Origin of the sequence: Halomonas smyrnensis AAD6, assembly GCF_000265245.1 — a bacterium.
In the GTDB taxonomy this organism is placed as follows: Bacteria; Pseudomonadota; Gammaproteobacteria; order Pseudomonadales; family Halomonadaceae; genus Halomonas; species Halomonas smyrnensis.
The window spans coordinates 1-16,339 of sequence record NZ_AJKS02000028.1 but is presented as its reverse complement, the minus strand read 5'-3'; the positions used below and the strand labels follow the sequence as shown (position 1 = coordinate 16,339).

Here is a 16,339-nt window from a genome sequence, read left to right as displayed (position 1 = left end):
CCAGCTCGCCGCGGGTGACGTCGCCGCCGGCCAGCGCCACGCCGCTGGCGTCGCACAGGGCATGAAAGCCGGCCGCGAAGTCCGCGACCCAGGCGTCATCGGCCTCGGGCAGGGTCAGCGACATCAGGCACCAGCGCGCCCGGGCGCCCATGGCGGCCAGGTCGCTGAGGCTGACCGCCAGCGCCCGGTGGCCGATGGCCCTGGGCGGGGCATCGGCGGGAAAGTGCACGTCGGCCACCGAGGTGTCGACGCTCACCGCCAGCCGCATGCCCGGCGTGGGCGCGAGCAGCGCGCAGTCGTCGCCGACCCCGAGGCTGACGCCGGCGGCGCTGGCCGCGGGCGTCGGCGCGAGATGACGGGCGATCAGCTCGAATTCGCTGGACATCGGATCGAGGCCTTCAGCGACGACGCGCGGAGACCTCGGCGCCGCGCAGCTTGGCGGCGAGCTTGTCGAGGATGCCGTTGACGTACTTGTGCCCCTCGGTGGCGCCGAAGGACTTGGCCAGCTCGACGCCCTCGTTGATCACCGCGCGGTACGGCACCTCGGGACGCTTGGCGAGCTCGTAGGCGCCCAGGCGCAGGATCGCCAGTTCGATCAGGTCGAGGTCCTCGAGGCGACGGTCGAGCAGCGGCGCGATGGTGGCGTCGAGCTCGCGGCGGTTACGCGCCACCTCGTGCAGCAGCTGGTGGAACAGCGCCAGGTCGGCGATGCCCATCACCTTGTGCCAGTTCTCGTGATCCTCCAGATCCTCGTCGGCGATCTGGCTGCGGAACTCGGCCTCGACGGCGGCGATCGGCTTCTCGGTCAGCTGCCACTGGTAGAGCCCCTGAACGGCCAGTTCACGGGCCGCATGACGGGCCAGCTGTGCCTTGGACGGCTCGCGACGCTGTTCGCTCATCAGGCGTTCTCCCCTTCACCGAAGCGGCGCAGCAGCGAGACCATCTCCATGGCCGCCATGGCCGCCTCGGTGCCCTTGTTGCCGGCCTTGGTGCCGGCACGCTCGATGGCCTGCTCGATGGAGTTGACGGTCAGCACGCCGTTGGCCACCGGAGTGTCGAACTCCAGCTGCAGGCGGTTCATGGCCGAGTTGCACTCGCCGGCCACGTGCTCGAAGTGCGGCGTGCCGCCGCGGATCACCGCGCCCAGGGCGATCACCGCCTCGGGGCGGACCACCTGGAGCACGCGCTTGATGGCCAGCGGCAGCTCCCAGGCGCCCGGGGTGTGGACGATGTCGATGTTCTCTTCGTCGACGCCGTGGCGCGTCAGGCTGTCGACGGCACCCTCGACCAGGCTGTCCACCACATGATGATTGAAGCGGCCCACCACGATCACGTAGCGGCCATCGACGTTGACGAAGCTGCCTTCGACTTGGGAAATCGGTTGCATGGTCTCTTTCCTGCTGAACCCGATGAAAACGGAATCGCCGGGACGCGCGACGAACGGCGCCCCGGCGAGATGTCGGATGAGGGCGTCAGGCGCCGTCGTCACCCTCGGCGGTCGGCGCCTGGCCGGGCTCGAGGCGCTCGACCACTTCCAGGTCGAAGCCGGAGAGCGCCGAGAACTTCCACGGCGAGCTGAGCAGGCGCATGCGGCCCACGCCCAGCTCGCGCAGGATCTGCGACCCGGTACCGATGGTAAGATAGTTGCCGGCACCGTCGGAGTCGGTGGTGCGCGGCGCCCGGCGACGCTCCAGGAAGACCTCGAGCAGGTCGTGAAGATCCTGCTGCGGGCGGCCGTCGTCGAGCAGCACGAAGACGCCGTGCTCGGCGCGGGCGACCTCGGCGATCGCCTCGTGGGCGGTCCAGCTGTCGTGCTCGCCCTTCTGCAGCAGCAGCAGGTCGCGCATCACGTTGGACAGGTGCACGCGCACCGTGGTCAGCGACTCGGGCGCCGGGCGCCCCTTGACCAGCGCCAGGTGATGGGCGCCCTGGATGCGATCGCGGAACACGTGCAGCGTCAGCTCGCCGTGGGGAGTCTGTACCGGCATCGACTCCAGCGACTCGACGGTCTGCTCGTTGTGGATGCGGTAGTGGATCAGGTCGGCGATGGTGCCCATCTTCAGCCCGTGCTCGCGGGCGAAGGTCTCGAGTTCGGGGCGGCGCGCCATGCTGCCGTCCTCGCTCATCACCTCGCAGATCACGCCGCTGGGATCCAGCCCGGCCAGGGCCGACAGGTCGCAGGCGGCCTCGGTGTGACCGGCGCGACGCAGCACGCCGCCGGGCTCGGCCATCAGCGGGAAGATATGGCCGGGCTGGACGATGTCGTTCGGCTCGGCGTCGCGCGCCACCGCCGCCTGGACGGTGCGCGCGCGGTCGGCGGCGGAGATTCCGGTGCTGACGCCCTCGGCGGCCTCGATGGAGAGCGTGAACTTGGTGCCGAAGCCGGAGCCGTTGTCGCGCACCATCAGCGGCAGCTGCAGGCGCTCGCAGCGCTCGCGGGTCATCGGCAGGCAGATCAGCCCGCGGGCATGGCGCGCCATGAAGTTGATGTGCTCGGCCTCCACCTTCTCGGCGGCCATGATGATATCGCCCTCGTTCTCGCGATCCTCATCGTCCATCAGGATCACCATCCGCCCCTTGCGGATGTCCTCGATCAGTTCGGCGATGGGGGCCAGGCCCCCGGAGGAGGAGTGCTCCATGGAATCTCCATTGACTCTGCTGCGGTCGTCGCGATGCGACGACACCGAAGTCGCCGTCGGGCGTCGTCCGCTCGAAACCGCGTCAGGGTACCGTGGCGTGACCGCCGGCGCTAGTAGTGGCTCGCCCGACGACGCCCATCGGGCGGTCGGGCGGCGTACTCGGAACGGCACGTCGCGAGCGGCGCCGGGCTCAGGCGGGGCGCGCGGTGATGCGCCAGTCGCGGCCCACGGCGCGGATGTCGAGGATCTCCAGCGGCTTCTGTTCGGCCATGGTCTCGAGCCCCGGCAGCGCGAACAGCGGGCGCGCCTCGCCGCCGAGCAGGGTCGGGGCGACGAACAGCTGCATCTCGTCGACCAGTCCGGCGTCGAGCATGGCGCCGGCCAGGGTCGCGCCGGTCTCGAGCAGCGCCTCGTTGACCGCCTCGCGCTCCGCGAGATGCCCCAGCAGGGCCGCCAGATCGACGCGCCCGTCCTCCCCCGCCGGCAGCGCCAGCACCTCGGCACCGGCGGCCTCGAGGCGGCCCCGCCGCTCGGCGTCGTGGTCCTCGACGGTGGCCACCAGGGTGCGGCCCGGCTCGCGCAGGCAGGCCGCCGCCTCGGGCAGGCGCAGGCGGGAATCGACCACCACGCGCAGCGGCTGGCGGGCGGCGATCGCCTCGGCGTCGGGCAGCTCGAGCTGTTCGGCGCGCAGGGTCAGCCGGGAGTTGTCGAAGATCACTGACTCGACGCCGGTGATCACCGCGCTGGAGCGGGCCCGCAGCCGCTGCACCTGACAGCGCGCCCGGGGCCCGGTGATCCACTGGGACTCGCCGGAGCGCATGGCGGTGCGGCCGTCGAGACTCATCGCCATCTTCAGCCGCACGAAGGGGCGGCCCCGCGACATCCGCGAGACGAAGCCGGGGTTGAGCGCCCGCGCCTGAGCCTCGAGCAGGCCGACCTCGACCTCGATGCCGGCCGCCTCCAGCATGGAGATGCCGTTGCCGGCCACCAGCGGATTGGGATCGCGCATGGCCATCACCACCTTCGCCACGCCGGCCTGGGCCAGCGCCTCGGCGCAGGGCCCGGTGCGGCCATGGTGGGAACATGGTTCCAGGGTGACGTAGGCGGTGGCGCCGCGGGCGGCCTCGCCGGCGTCACGCAGGGCGTGAACCTCGGCGTGGGGCTCGCCGGCGCGCTGGTGCCAGCCCTCGCCGACCCGACGGCCGTCCTTCACCAGCACGCAGCCCACCCGCGGATTGGGATCGGTGGTATAGAGGCCGCGCCGGGCGAGCACCAGGGCACGGGCCATCCAGCTCTCGGGGGAACGGGCCACGGCGCTCATGATTCACCGGACCCGTCGGGCTGGAAGCTCGGCTCCTGGGCCAAGCGATCGATCTCGGCGCGGAACTCGTCGATGTCCTGGAAGCGGCGATAGACCGAGGCGAAGCGGATGTAGGCCACCTGGTCGAGGCGCTTCAGGGCGTGCATGACCTCCTCGCCGACGTCCCGGGCGTGGATCTCGCGCTCGCCGCGGGCGCGCAGGGTCTGGCGGATGCGCTCCACCGCGGCCTCGATCGACTCGGCGCTCACCGGGCGCTTCTCCAGGGCGCGCAGCATTCCGGCACGCAGCTTGGCCTCGTCGAACAGCTCCCGGGACCCGTCCCCCTTGATCACCCTCGGCATCACCAGCTCGGCGGTCTCGTAGGTGGTGAAGCGCTCGCCGCAGGCCGCGCACTGGCGCCGCCGCCGCACCTGATCGCCGTCGACGACCAGTCGGGAATCGGTCACGCGGGTATCGGAGGCGCCGCAGAAGGGACAGTGCATAAGCAGGGTTCCGGGAGGTCGGGGACGATGAAGGATGTCGCCACATTGTAACGGTTTTGGCCCCGCGACGCCCAGCGAACCCCGGGGCCGTCTCGCTGTCAGCAGAGGGCCACCCATACACGGAGGAACGCCATGCGCGCCCTGCCCCGCCGCCTGCTGCCGGCCGCCCTGCTGCTGCCCCTCGTCGCGTCCGCCGACGAACTCCCCGCCCCGCTCCAGGCCCTCGAGGCCGAGGGCCTCACGATACACGGCCGCTTCGAGGCGCCCGACGGGCTGACCGGCTACGCCGCCAGCGCCGGCGGCCAGCCGATGACGGTATTCGTCACCGAGGGCGGCGAGCACGCGGTGATCGGCAACCTGGTGGACGCCGAGGGCGAGAACCTCTCCCGGGCGCCGCTGGACCGCCTGGTGCGCGCGCCACAGGACGCCGAGACCTGGGGCGAGCTCGAGCGGAGCGCCTGGATCGCCGACGGCCGCGACGACGCCGAACGCATCGTCTATGTGTTCACCGATCCCAACTGCCCCTACTGCCGCCAGTTCTGGCAGGCCGCTCGCCCCTGGGTGGAGGCCGGCAGGGTCCAGCTGCGCCACGTGATGGTCGGCATCCTCGCCGCCGACAGCCCGCGCAAGGCGGTCTCGCTGCTGGCCGCCGACGACCCCGCCGCGGCGCTGGCCGACCACCAGCGTGGCGATACGGTCGCGATCCGCGACGCCCTGCCCCGCCCGCTGGAGCTGGCCCTGCAGGAGAACCACAACCTGATGGACGGCTTCGGCCTGGTCGCCACCCCGGGCATCGTCTATCGCCCGAACGACTCTCAGAGCAGCGGCCTGCTGAAGACCGCCCAGGGCATGCCGAGCGACGAGGCACTGACCGAGATCCTCGGCCCGCGCCCCTGATCACCGCGCCATCTATACCCGCCGGGCGATAAACCAGCCGACGATCATGGCCGCCAGCATGGCGGCCAGCGGCAGGGTGATGCCCGACACCGAGGCGAAGGCCGGGCCCGGGCAGTAGCCGGAGAGCCCCCAGCCGACGCCGAACAGCGCCGCACCGCCGAGCAGCCGCCCGTCCAGGTCGCGCCGGGTCGGCAGCTGGAAGGCGCTGGCGAAGAGCGGATTCGGCCGCCGCATGGCCAGCCGGTAGCCGACGAAGTTGGTCACCACGGCGCCGCCGAGCACAAACATCAGGGTCGGGTCCCAGTCGCCGGCGACGTCGAGAAAGCCGAGCACCCGCGCCGGGTCGGTCATGCCGGAGATCGCGAGTCCCAGGCCGAACAGCAGCCCGGCGATATAGGCCATCACGGACCTCATGCGTCACCTCCGATCACGTGCCGGACCACGAACACGGTGACGATCGCCACCGCCAGGAACACCAGGGTCGCCGCCATCGAGCGCGGCGACAGCCGGGCCAGACCGCACACGCCGTGGCCGCTGGTGCAGCCGCTGCCGATGCCGGTGCCCACGCCCACCAGCAGGCCGGCGACCAGCATGGTCGCCACCCCACCGGCGGGGGCGCCGATCACCGCCCCGGCCTGCCCCGCCACGTTGCCGAGCCCGCCGCCGGCCAGGATCACCAGCGCCGGCCCCGAGACCAGCCCCAACAGGAAGGCCAGCCGCCAGCCGCTGTCGCCCTTGGGACGCGCGGTGATGAGGGTGCCGAGGATGCCGCTGATCCCGGCGATGCGTCCCAGCGTGATCATCAGCCAGGTCGCCGAAAGGCCGATCAGCACCCCGCCGATCAGGCCGTGAAGGCTTGCCGTCATGTCCACCGTCATGTCTCCTTTTCCGTCATCCTGCCGGGCGACGCGTTCGCCGCGGCCTCGCCTTCATGCAGCGCCTGCCAGGCATCGAAGGTGCTCAGGAACACCCGGCCTCCGAGCTCGTGGCAGAAGTCGGTGGCCGCCAGGCGATCCATCACCGGCCCCTTGACCTCGGCCAGGTGCAGCGCCACCCCGGCGTCCTTCAGCCGCCGGTTGATCGCCTCCAGGCTCTCCAGCGCCGAGGCGTCGATGACGTTGACCGCCTGGCAGGCCAGCACGATGTGCTCGAGGCCCGGCTGGCGGGCCGCCAGCGCCATCACCGTGTCCTCCAGATAGCGGGCGTTGGCGAAGTAGAGGCTCTCGTCGACGCGCAGGATGGCGAGGCGCTCGTCGGTCTCCACCTCATCGTAGCGCTGCACGTTGCGGAAGTGTTCGCTGCCGGGCACCCGCCCCACCACGGCGCTGTGCGGGCGGCTGGTGCGGTACAGGTGCAGCCCCAGCGACAGCGCCACGCCGGCCAGGATGCCGCTCTCCACGCCGTGCACCAGGGTCAGCGTCAGGGTCGCCAGCATGGCCACGCCGTCGGCCCGGGAGTAGGCCCAGGTGCGGCGGATGGCGGGCAGATCGATCAGGGTGCCCACGGCGACGATGATGGTGGCGGCCAGCGTGGCCTTGGGCAGGAAGGCCAGCGGCGCGGTCAGGGTGAGGGTCGCCACGGCGATGCCCAGCGCCGTGAAGGCGCCGGCCAGCGGCGTGGCGGCCCCGGCCTCGAAGTTGACCACCGAGCGCGAGAAGCCGCCGGACACCGGCGAGCCGCCGCTGGTACCGGCGCCGAGGTTGGCCAGCCCCAGGGCGATCAGCTCGCGGTTCGGGTCGATGCGCTGGCGGCGCTTGGCGGCCAGGGTCTGGGCCACCGACACCGACTCCACGAAGCCCACCAGGCTGATCAGCAGCGCCGCCGGAGCGAGGCTCGACCACAGCCCCGGCTCGAGGCTCGGCAGCGCCAGCGACGGCAGACCGCCCGGCACCTCACCGACCAGCGCCACGCCGCGCTCGCCGAGCCCCAGCGCCCAGGCCAGCAGGGTGGTGACGATCACCGCCGAGACCGGCGCGGCCTTGGCCACGAGATCGGCGACCGTGGCCGACAGCCCCAGGCGTCGCAGCCCGCCCTTGAGATAGCGCCGGCACAGCACCAGAAAGCCCCAGACGCCGACGCCGATCGCCAGGGTGGCCGGATTGACCTCGCCCAGCGCGGCGACCAGCGCCATGACCATCTCGACCAGGGTGTGACCCGAGGCCTCGACGCCGAGCAGGTGACGCAGCTGGCTGGCGGCGATCAGGATCCCCGAGGCGGTGACGAAGCCCGAGATCACCGGATGGCTCAGGAAGTTGGCGAGAAAGCCCAGCCGCAGCAGCCCCATGGCCACCAGCATCGCCCCGGAGAGCGCCGCCAGCACCAGGGCGGCGCCCACGTACTCGGCGCTGCCCGGCGTGGCGATGGCAGACAGCGCCGAGGCGGTCATCAGCGAGGCCACCGCCACCGGCCCCACCGCCAGGGTGGCGCTGGTGCCGAAGATCGCGTAGAGCACCAGCGGCAGCATGCTGGCATAGAGCCCCACCTCCGGCGGCAGGCCCGCCAGCAGCGCATAGGCCAGGGCCTGGGGCACCAGCATCAGGGTGACGATCACCGCCGCCAGCAGGTCTCGGGCCAGGGTGTCGCGCCGGTAGCCGTGCAGCCAGCCGATCAGCGGAATCCAGCGTGACGGGATCATCGGCCGCTCGCGCTCCGGGCGTCACCGGATTCCACCCTTGGCGCCCGCCGGGCCGGCGTGGCCAGCCACTCGTGACCCTTGAGCATCAGGTTCCAGTACAACCAGGGCAGCTGTTTGGCCTTGAGCCACCAGGCGCGGCGAGTGGCCTGGGTGCCATCGTTGACCCAGCGCGGGAAGGTCGGCTGCAGCGTGCCGCCGTAGCCGAACTCGGCCAGCACGATGCGCCCGCGCTCCACGGTCAGCGGGCAGGAGCCGTAGCCGGTGTAGGCCGCCGTGAGCGGGGTCTCGTCCAGCGAGGCGAGCAGGTTCTCGGCCACCACCGGGGCCTGCTTGCGCACCGCCGCGGCGGTCTTGGCGTTGCCGGTGCCGCTGACGTCACCGAGGCCGAACACCGCCGGGTAGCGCACGTGCTGGAGCGTCTCGGCGTCCAGGTCCAGCCAGCCGCCGCCGTTAGCGAGCCCGGACTCGGCGACGAAGCCCGGCGCACGCTGCGGCGGCACCGCGTGCAGCATGTCGAAGCCGCGCTCCTCCTCATGCTCGCCGTCCTCGCCGACGACCGCGAAGCGCGCGGTGCGCGAGGGGCCGTCCACCGCTACCAGGCGTTCGCCGTAGGCCGCCTCGATGCCGTAGGCGTCGATGTAGCGCTCAAGGGCCGGCACATAGTCCGGCACGCCGAACAGCACGCCGCCGGCGTTGCAGAAGCGCACCTCGATGTCGTCCAGTCGCCCCTGGCGCCGCCAGTGATCGCAGGAGAGATACATCGCCTTCTGCGGCGCGCCGGCGCACTTGATCGGCATCGGCGGCTGGGTGAACAGCGCCCGGCCGCGCTCGAGCGACTTCACCAGCGACCAGGTGTAGGGCGCCAGGTCGAAGCGGTAGTTGGAGGTCACGCCGTTCTCGCCCAGTGTCTCCTCCAGGCCGTCGATGGCGCCCCAGTCGAGCACCAGCCCCGGCGCCACCACCAGCCGGGCATAGCCGAGCCGCCGACCGTCGGCCAGGGCGACCTCGGCGGCCTCCGGGTCGACGCGCTCGACCCGGGTGGCGTAGCGGGTCGCCTTGCTCGGGATGACGTCATCCATCGGGCGGCGGGTGATGTCGGCGGAGAAGACGCCGCCGCCGACCAGCGTCCAGCCGGGCTGGTAGCTGTGCATCTCGGCGGGTTCGACGATGGCGATATCCAGGTCACCGCGACGCTTCAGCAGGCTGGCGGTGACGGCGATGCCCGCCGCGCCGCCGCCGATGACGACGACATCGTGGCGGCGTGACGGGGATTCCGGGGTCGGGTGAGACATGGCGGGCTCCAGGTGGCGTTATCGGGGTCGGGCGGCGGCTCAGAAACGGTTGAGCGGCACCTTGAGGTAGACCTGGCCGTTGTCCTCGGCCGGCGGCATCTCGCCGGCGCGCATGTTGACCTGCACCGAGGGGATGATCAGCCGCGGCATGCCCAGGGTGGCGTCGCGCTCGGTGCGCATGGTCACGAAGTCGTCCTCGCCGACGCCTTCGTGGACGTGGATGTTGTGGGCACGCTGCTCGGCCACGCTGGTCTCGTGCTGGAACTCCTCGCGGTCCGGCGCCTTGTAGTCGTGGCACAGGAAAAGCCGCGTCTCGGCGGGCAGCGACAGCACCTTCTGGATCGAGCGGTAGAGGGTGCGGGCGTCGCCGCCAGGGAAGTCGCAGCGCGCGGTGCCGTAGTCGGGCATGAACAGGGTGTCGCCGACGAAGGCCGCGTCGCCGATCACGTAGGTCAGGCAGGCCGGCGTGTGGCCCGGGGTGTGCAGCACCCGGCCCTCGAGGCCGCCGATGGCGAAGGTGTCGCCCTCCTCGAACAGGCGGTCGAACTGGCTGCCGTCGCGGGCGAACTCGGTGCCGGCGTTGAAGGCCTTGCCGAAGATCTCCTGCACCTCGACGATGCGCGCGCCGATGCCGGTGCGGCCGCCGAGCTTCCGGTACAGATAGGGCGCCGCCGAGAGGTGGTCGGCGTGGACGTGGGTCTCGAGCACCCACTCGACACTCAGCCCCTCGCGCTCGATGAAGTCGATGATGGCATCGGCCGAACGCACGTCGGTGTGGCCGGCGGCGTAGTCGAAGTCGAGCACCGAATCGAGGATGGCGCAGGCCGTGGAGTCCGGGTCGCGGACCACATAGCTGAAGGTGTTGGTGGGCTCGTCGAAGAAGGCCGTGACGATGGGCTGCTGGGACATGGGGTGCCTCCGTTGGCAGCAGAGGGTGAAGAGCGACGGACGCGGCGCGTCCCGATGCCGGTTGGCGATAGCCGCAGCATAACAATATATTTTGTTCTAACGTTATATTTATTTTTCATATATAGCGCAGCGGCAGATAGCACTGCGCCATAGCCGGATGCCGAATGAGGGCGACCCGCCGCAGGGGCTGGGTCTGGGTCTGGGTCTGGGTCTGGGTCTGGGGCTGGGTCTGAGCCAGAGCCGTTTCGGAAGAGCTGGAGAGGAATCGGAGCGCGATGCGCCGGCGCCGGGTCGCGATCTCCGCCTCGATGCCGACGCTCACCGGCCGGGGCTTTCGCGTTCCAGGTTATCGCGCGGGTGATGGACGATGCGCCCGCCGGTGCCCGAGCCGGCGATGATGACCCCGCCGAAGCGTCGAACAGGCGGGGTTCGCGGCCGCCTATTGCCGTGAAACGGTAGCCAGAAAGCAGCGCGCCCCGCCCCGGACGAACCGGGGCGGGGCGCACGCTTGCGCGTCAGGCCTGAGTCAGGCGCCGATCAGCGGTAGACCGGCAGACGGCCGCAGACGGCCTCGACCTTGCCCTTGACCTCGGCCTCGATGGCGGAGGTGTCCTCGCCCTTGGCCAGCACGTCGAGGATGTCGCAGATCCAGCCGGCCAGCTCGCCGCACTCGGACTCGCCGAAGCCGCGGGTGGTCACCGCCGGGGTGCCGATGCGCAGGCCGGAGGTCACGAACGGGCTCTGCGGGTCGTTCGGCACGGCGTTCTTGTTGACGGTGATGTGGGCGCGGCCCAGGGCGGCGTCCGCGTCCTTGCCGGTCACGCCCTGCTTGACCAGGGACAGCAGGAAGAGGTGATCCTCGGTGCCGCCGGAGACGATGTCGAAGCCGCGCTCGATGAACACGCCGGCCATGGCCTTGGCATTCTTCAGCACCTGCTGTTGGTAGGTCTTGAACTCGGGCGCCATGGCTTCCTTGAAGCAGATCGCCTTGGCGGCGATGACGTGCTCCAGCGGGCCGCCCTGGATGCCCGGGAAGACCGCGGACTGCAGCTTCTTCTCGATGTCGGCGTTGCCCTCGGCGGACAGGATCAGGCCACCACGCGGGCCACGCAGGGTCTTGTGGGTGGTGGTGGTGACCACGTGGGCGTGGGACATCGGGCTCGGGTAGACCCCGGCGGCCACCAGGCCGGCGATGTGGGCCATGTCGACCAGCAGGTAGGCACCCACCTCGTCGGCGATCTCGCGGAACTTGGCCCAGTCGATGATCTGGGAGTAGGCGGAGAAGCCGGCGATGATCATCTTCGGCTGGTGCTCGCGCGCCAGCTCGGCGACCTGCTCATAGTCGATGCGGCCGTTCTCGTCGATGCCGTACTGCACGGCGTTGTAGTGCTTGCCGGAGAAGTTCGGCTTGGCGCCGTGGGTCAGGTGACCGCCGGCGTCCAGGCTCATGCCCAGCACGGTGTCGCCCGGGGTGACCAGCGCCTGGAAGACGGCGCCGTTGGCCTGGGAGCCGGAGTGCGGCTGGACGTTGGCGTAGGTGGCGCCGAACAGTTCCTTGGCGTAATCGATGGCCAGCTGCTCGACCACGTCGACGTACTCGCAGCCGCCGTAGTAGCGCTTGCCGGGATAGCCTTCCGCATACTTGTTGGTCAGCTGGCTGCCCTGGGCCTCCATGACGCGGGGGCTGGCATAGTTCTCGGAAGCGATCAGCTCGATGTGCGCTTCCTGACGCGTGCTTTCCTTCTGCATCGCATCGAACAGGGCATCATCGAAACCGGCAATCTGCATGTCACGGCTGAACATCGGCGGGAAACCTCGCATCAACGGGGAAATCGAAGGCCGCCATCATACCCCAGGGTATGGCGGCTTTCACATGAAACCCCGTCATGCGGCGCCCCATGATTTCTCATGCGCGCTTCAGAATTTCTGAAGGCTCCCTCGCCGCGCGGCTCAGCGCGTCTCCACCGACATCGAGAGCTTGCTCGGCAGGCCCAGCGGGTCGGCGGCGAGCACGTCGGCGTCGCTCTCCGGCGGCAGGGTCAGCGCCACCTCGAGCTCGCTGGCCCGGCCCTCCATCATGTCCACCAGGCCGTCCAGCAGCCGGCCGAATTCGGGCCCGAGCATGGTGCCGAAGCCCTTGGCCTGGGTGCGCGCCTGTTCGAGGAAGTCGGCCTCGCTGACGCCGCGGCTGGCGGCCATCACCGCCGGCATGCGCCCGAACAGTCCCAGCTCGACGAGGGTGGTCTCGATGCGTCCGCCGAGCAGGGTGACCCCGCTCAGGTCGGTCATCTCGGCCAGATAGGCGGCCGGCTCCACGCCGTCGGGCAGGCGCACCGGCAGCTCGCTGTCGAACGTCCAGCGGAAGGCGTCGGCGGCGGTGATCGTGCCGTCGCCGGAGAGCAGGCTCTTCTGGCCCAGCGCCTCCCAGCCGCCGTCGAACTCGGCGTCCAGGCGCAGCTGCCCGCTGCCGCCGGTGAGCACGTTGCTGGCCAGGCGCAGCGGGGTACGCTCCTCGGCCGGGGCCAGCTCGATCATCCGCGCCAGGTCCAGCTCGAGGGCCTCGAGCCGGGCGCTGCCCTCGCCGTCGTGCATGTCGCCGTCGACGCTCAGCCGCGCCAGATCGGCCACCAGATGATCGGCGACGATGGACAGGTCGTTCAGCTCGAGGCGATCCAGCGTCGTCGCCTCGGGATCGCCCGGCGGGTGGCTCAGGCCCTCGAGGCTCAGCGAGGCCAGGGTGAGGTCTCCCGCTCCCACGTCCTCCAACCCCTCGGCGTGGCCCTCGATGCCGCTCATCTCCAGGCGGCCGACGCCGGTCGCCGTGAGCCCCTCGGCCTCGAGCCGCTGCGCCGACAGCCAGCCGCTCGTCGGCGCCTGCGGGCTCAGGGTCTTCTTGCCATCGGCGGAGGTGATCGCCGCCGACGCGAGCGCCAGGCGCAACCCTTCGGCGCTCAATGCGTCGGCCTCGAAGGCCGCATCGCCCAGCCGGCCCTCGCCCCAGGGCAGCGGCCCGCCGGGGCCATCGAGGCGCAGCCGGTCGGCGGTGAGCACGCCCGCGTCTCGGCCGGCGCGCTCGAGCCGCAGCCCCTCCATGACGATCGCCTCGGGGGCCTCGTAGTCGCCCTCGACCACGTAGCGGGCGACGTCCAGCCGCGAGCCGTCGGCGTCGACGAGGCTCAGGTCCTCGGCGCGGGTCTCGCCGCCGAGCAGGCTGTCGGAGACCTCGCCTACCGAGAACTCGCCGGCGGCGGCGAAGCGCTCCTGCAGGTCGGCCTCGAGGCGCTCGGCATCGGCCTGGGCCAGGCCGCACGGCAGCGCGGCGAGCACGGCGGCGAGCGCGGCGGCTCGCGACGGGGCCTGACGTATCAGGGGCTTGCGCATCAAGGCGTTACGTAGCAAGGGCTTGCGCATGGGGGTCACCTCCCTGGTGATCGCGCCTGGGGGCGTCAGCGCGGTTCGGCGAGACGCGCCTCGAGCAGGCGGTTGACGTGGTCCAGCACCGCCAGTCGGGCGCGGCGCTTGTCATTGGCGTCGATCAGGGCCCAGCCCCCGTCGACGTCATGAGTATGCACAAACATGTCGTCGATCGCCCGCCGGTAGTCGTCCCAGCGCTCGCGATTGCGCCAGTCCTCCTCGGTGAGCTTGTGGCGCTTGTGGGGCGTCTCGGCGCGTGAACGGAAGCGGCGCAGCTGCTCGTCCTTGTCGACCGCCAGGAACAGCTTGCCGAGCACCGCACCGTGGGCCAGCAGCTGACGCTCGAAGCGGCGGATCTCGTCATAGCCGCGGCGCCAGGCGGCCGGCTCGGCCAGGCCCTCGACGCGCTCCACCAGCACCCGGCCGTACCAGGAGCGGTCGAAGATCGCCACCCGGCCGTCCAGCGGCAGCCGGCGCCAGAAGCGCCAGGCCCAGGGATGGGCGCGCTCCTCGTCGCTGGGCGCGGCGATGCGATGGACGCGGTACTGGCGGGCGTCGAGCGCCGAGGTCAGGCGATGGATGCAGCCGCCCTTGCCGGCGGCGTCCTGGCCCTCGAAGGCCAGCACCACGGGGATCCGCCGCCGCTGGACCTCGCGGGCGTTGCCGGCCAGCCGGGCCTGGGCCTCGGCGAGGCGCTCCCGGTAGGTGGCCTTGTCGATAGCCTCCAGCGACGCGGCGGCAAGGTCCGAGAGCCGCGGCGGCGCCCCGATGCCCTTGATGGGGCGGAAGCCCGGCGGCTCGACCTCCGGCAGCGGCCCGGCCATGGCCGCCACCAGCCGGTGGGCCAGGGCCTTGATCGGCGTCTCGCCGGGGCCACCGGCCAGGCGGTGCCAGGGCGCGTGATCGGCCTCGGTGGCCTCGCGCATCGCATGGCCCAGCCGGTCCAGGGCGTCATACTGGAGATGGCGCTGCCAGTCGTGATCCTTGACCTGCCAGGCCCGCTCGGGGTCGTGCCACAGCGCCCTCAGGTGGCGGCCCTGGACGTCGCGGTCGATGTCCAGCCACAGCTTGACGATCGCCACGTTCTCGGCCGCCAGCTCGGCCTCGAAGGCGCGGATCTCGGCCAGCCGGTCGCGGAAGGCGCCCTCGCCCAGGCGCTGCTCGGTGCGGGCGAACAGCGCATCGCCGTACCAGCCGTGGACGAACACCCCGACCCGCCCGCGGGCCGGCAGGCGGCGCCAGTAGCGCCACCAGTAGGGACGCTCGCGCTCCTCGCTGCTCGGCGCCAGGGCGTGCACCTCGGTCAGGCGGTTCTCGAGGCGATGGTTGAGCTCGTTGATCAGCGCCGTCTTGCCGGCGGCGGCGTGGCCGGTGACCACCAGCACCACCGAGCGCGAGGCCTGCCGGGCCAGCTCCAGCTGGGCCTCGAGCAATGCATAGCGCAGCGATTCCTTCATGCCATCTTCCTCATGCCTCGCCCAGCAGCCCCAGACTCTCGGCGGGCGCCCGTCGCCGGATGCCCCGCGACAGCCACTGGCCGATGGCGCCGACCAGCAGCGCCCCGCCCAGCGGCAGCGCCAGCCACAGCGCCGGATGCCAGCGCGGCGCCAGGTCGAGCCAGCCGCCGTAGAGCCCGGCCGCGGCCAGCTCGGTCAGCGCCGCGGCCAGCAGGCCGCTGGCCAGCCCCAGCAGCGCGAACTCGGCGCCCTGCACCCGCCGCAGCAGCCGGTCGCCGGCGCCGAACACCCGCAGCAGCCCGGCCTCGTGGGCGCGCACCGGCAGGCTGGCGGCCAGGGCGGCGTGCAGCACGCTGACCCCGGCCAGCAGCACCAGCACCAGCACCAGCTCCACGGCCCGGGTGACCTGCGACAGCACCTCGCGGACCCGCTCGAGGATCGCCTCCACGTCGAGCAGGGTGACGCCGGGGAAGTCGCGCACCAGCCGGCCCGGCAGCGCGCGCTCCTCGGGCGCCAGGTGGAAGGCGGTGATGTAGCTGTGGCCGAAGCGCTCGAGCACGCCCGGCGGGAAGATCACGTAGAAGTTGGGCCGGAAGCTGTCCCAGTCCAGGTCGCGCAGGCTGGTGATCTCGCCGTCGATGGTGGCGCTGCCGACGGTGAAGGTCAGCACGTCGCCGAGCTCGAGCCCCAGCCGGCCGGCCAGCCCGCTCTCCAGCGAGATCGGCACCGGCGAGGCGGCCTCGCCGCCGGACGCCGCCTCGGCGTCGAACCACTCCCCCGCCACCAGCCGGTTGCCCTCCGGCGGGTCGGCACGCCAGGTCAGGTTGAGCTCGCGGCGCAGCGAGTTGGCGCCGCGCGCCTCCGCCGGCACCGCCTCGCGGGGCGGGGCGCCGTCGATGGCCGTGAGCCGGCCGCGCACCATGGGATAGAGATCGCTGCGCGATTCGGCGCCCTCGTTCAGGGCCGCGGCGAAGGCGTCGCGCTCGCCGGGCTGGATGTTGATGGCGAACTGGTTGGGGGTGTTCTCGGGCAGCTGCTCGCGCCAGGCGTCGAGCAGGTCGCCGCGCACCAGGGCGATCATCGCCATGGCGAACAGCGCCACCGAGAACGCCAGCAGCTGGCCGAGGCTGGCGGCACGGCGCCTCGCCAGCTGGCGCCCGCCCAGGCGCAGCGCCTGCAGGTATCCGGCCCCGGCCCGCGCCGGCAGCCGCGAGCACAGCGCCAGCACGCCGCCGAGCAGCAGACCGCCCAGGCCCCACAGCACCGCCAGCGCCAGGCCGCCGCCGAGCAGCA

16 protein-coding genes are annotated in these 16,339 nt (G+C 71.7%); 1 reads left to right on the top strand and 15 read right to left on the bottom strand.

Features of this window, described 5'->3' with window-relative positions; genetic code table 11:
* From UYS_RS0216500 to nrdR, 6 genes are all read right to left on the bottom strand, one after another.
* Positions 1 to 385: thiamine-phosphate kinase (locus UYS_RS0216500; protein WP_016856624.1), on the bottom strand; the 385-nt coding region annotated here is incomplete at its 3' end.
* Between the two features lie 13 nt (positions 386 to 398).
* Entirely contained in the window at positions 399 to 899 is a 501-nt protein-coding gene (gene nusB, locus UYS_RS0216495) for a transcription antitermination factor NusB (protein ID WP_016856623.1), read from the bottom strand.
* Positions 899 to 1,387: a 6,7-dimethyl-8-ribityllumazine synthase gene (gene ribH, locus UYS_RS0216490; protein ID WP_016856622.1), complete on the bottom strand. Its 489-nt coding sequence runs from the start codon at positions 1,385 to 1,387 to the stop codon at positions 899 to 901. Before ribH ends, nusB begins: the two co-directional genes overlap by 1 nt.
* An 85-nt stretch (positions 1,388 to 1,472) precedes the next feature.
* Positions 1,473 to 2,639 carry a bifunctional 3,4-dihydroxy-2-butanone-4-phosphate synthase/GTP cyclohydrolase II gene (gene ribBA, locus UYS_RS0216485; protein WP_016856621.1) on the bottom strand — a complete coding sequence of 389 codons (1,167 nt, stop codon included), beginning with the start codon at positions 2,637 to 2,639 and terminating at the stop codon, positions 1,473 to 1,475.
* A gap of 190 nt (positions 2,640 to 2,829) precedes the next feature.
* A complete protein-coding gene (gene ribD / locus UYS_RS0216480; RefSeq protein ID WP_016856620.1) occupies positions 2,830 to 3,960 on the bottom strand; it encodes a bifunctional diaminohydroxyphosphoribosylaminopyrimidine deaminase/5-amino-6-(5-phosphoribosylamino)uracil reductase RibD in 1,131 nt (376 codons plus the stop codon).
* Positions 3,957 to 4,442 (bottom strand): transcriptional regulator NrdR, encoded by a 486-nt coding sequence (nrdR, locus tag UYS_RS0216475; RefSeq protein WP_016856619.1) that lies wholly within the window; start codon positions 4,440 to 4,442, stop codon positions 3,957 to 3,959. Before nrdR ends, ribD begins: the two co-directional genes overlap by 4 nt.
* Positions 4,443 to 4,574: 132 nt before the next feature.
* On the opposite strand from nrdR, the gene dsbG reads away from it, so the two are divergent.
* Positions 4,575 to 5,339: a thiol:disulfide interchange protein DsbG gene (gene dsbG / locus UYS_RS0216470; protein WP_016856618.1), complete on the top strand. Its 765-nt coding sequence runs from the start codon at positions 4,575 to 4,577 to the stop codon at positions 5,337 to 5,339.
* Between the two features lie 12 nt (positions 5,340 to 5,351).
* On the opposite strand, the gene UYS_RS0216465 is transcribed toward dsbG, so the two are convergent.
* From UYS_RS0216465 to UYS_RS0216420, 9 genes are all read right to left on the bottom strand, one after another.
* A complete protein-coding gene (locus tag UYS_RS0216465; RefSeq protein ID WP_026068635.1) occupies positions 5,352 to 5,753 on the bottom strand; it encodes a DUF6691 family protein in 402 nt (133 codons plus the stop codon).
* Positions 5,750 to 6,211, bottom strand: coding sequence for a YeeE/YedE family protein (locus tag UYS_RS0216460; RefSeq protein ID WP_026068634.1), 462 nt, complete (start codon positions 6,209 to 6,211; stop codon positions 5,750 to 5,752). Before UYS_RS0216460 ends, UYS_RS0216465 begins: the two co-directional genes overlap by 4 nt.
* A 2-nt stretch (positions 6,212 to 6,213) precedes the next feature.
* A complete protein-coding gene (locus UYS_RS0216455) occupies positions 6,214 to 7,974 on the bottom strand; it encodes a SulP family inorganic anion transporter (RefSeq protein WP_016856615.1) in 1,761 nt (586 codons plus the stop codon).
* Complete coding sequence (locus tag UYS_RS17650) at positions 7,971 to 9,266, bottom strand: NAD(P)/FAD-dependent oxidoreductase (RefSeq protein WP_016856614.1); 1,296 nt, start codon at positions 9,264 to 9,266, stop codon at positions 7,971 to 7,973. The genes UYS_RS0216455 and UYS_RS17650 overlap by 4 nt, the downstream gene beginning before the upstream one ends.
* Before the next feature lie 39 nt (positions 9,267 to 9,305).
* Positions 9,306 to 10,175: an MBL fold metallo-hydrolase gene (locus UYS_RS0216445; protein ID WP_016856613.1), complete on the bottom strand. Its 870-nt coding sequence runs from the start codon at positions 10,173 to 10,175 to the stop codon at positions 9,306 to 9,308.
* Between the two features lie 537 nt (positions 10,176 to 10,712).
* A complete protein-coding gene (glyA, locus tag UYS_RS0216435; RefSeq protein WP_016856611.1) occupies positions 10,713 to 11,978 on the bottom strand; it encodes a serine hydroxymethyltransferase in 1,266 nt (421 codons plus the stop codon).
* A gap of 147 nt (positions 11,979 to 12,125) precedes the next feature.
* A complete protein-coding gene (locus UYS_RS17645) occupies positions 12,126 to 13,586 on the bottom strand; it encodes a hypothetical protein (RefSeq protein WP_016856610.1) in 1,461 nt (486 codons plus the stop codon).
* Between the two features lie 35 nt (positions 13,587 to 13,621).
* On the bottom strand, positions 13,622 to 15,046 hold the full coding sequence (locus tag UYS_RS17640) for a hypothetical protein (RefSeq protein ID WP_016856609.1): 1,425 nt from the start codon (positions 15,044 to 15,046) through the stop codon (positions 13,622 to 13,624).
* A gap of 10 nt (positions 15,047 to 15,056) precedes the next feature.
* Positions 15,057 to 16,339, bottom strand: a 1,283-nt coding sequence (locus UYS_RS0216420) for an ABC transporter permease family protein (protein ID WP_016856608.1), incomplete at its 5' end; no start/stop codon positions are given.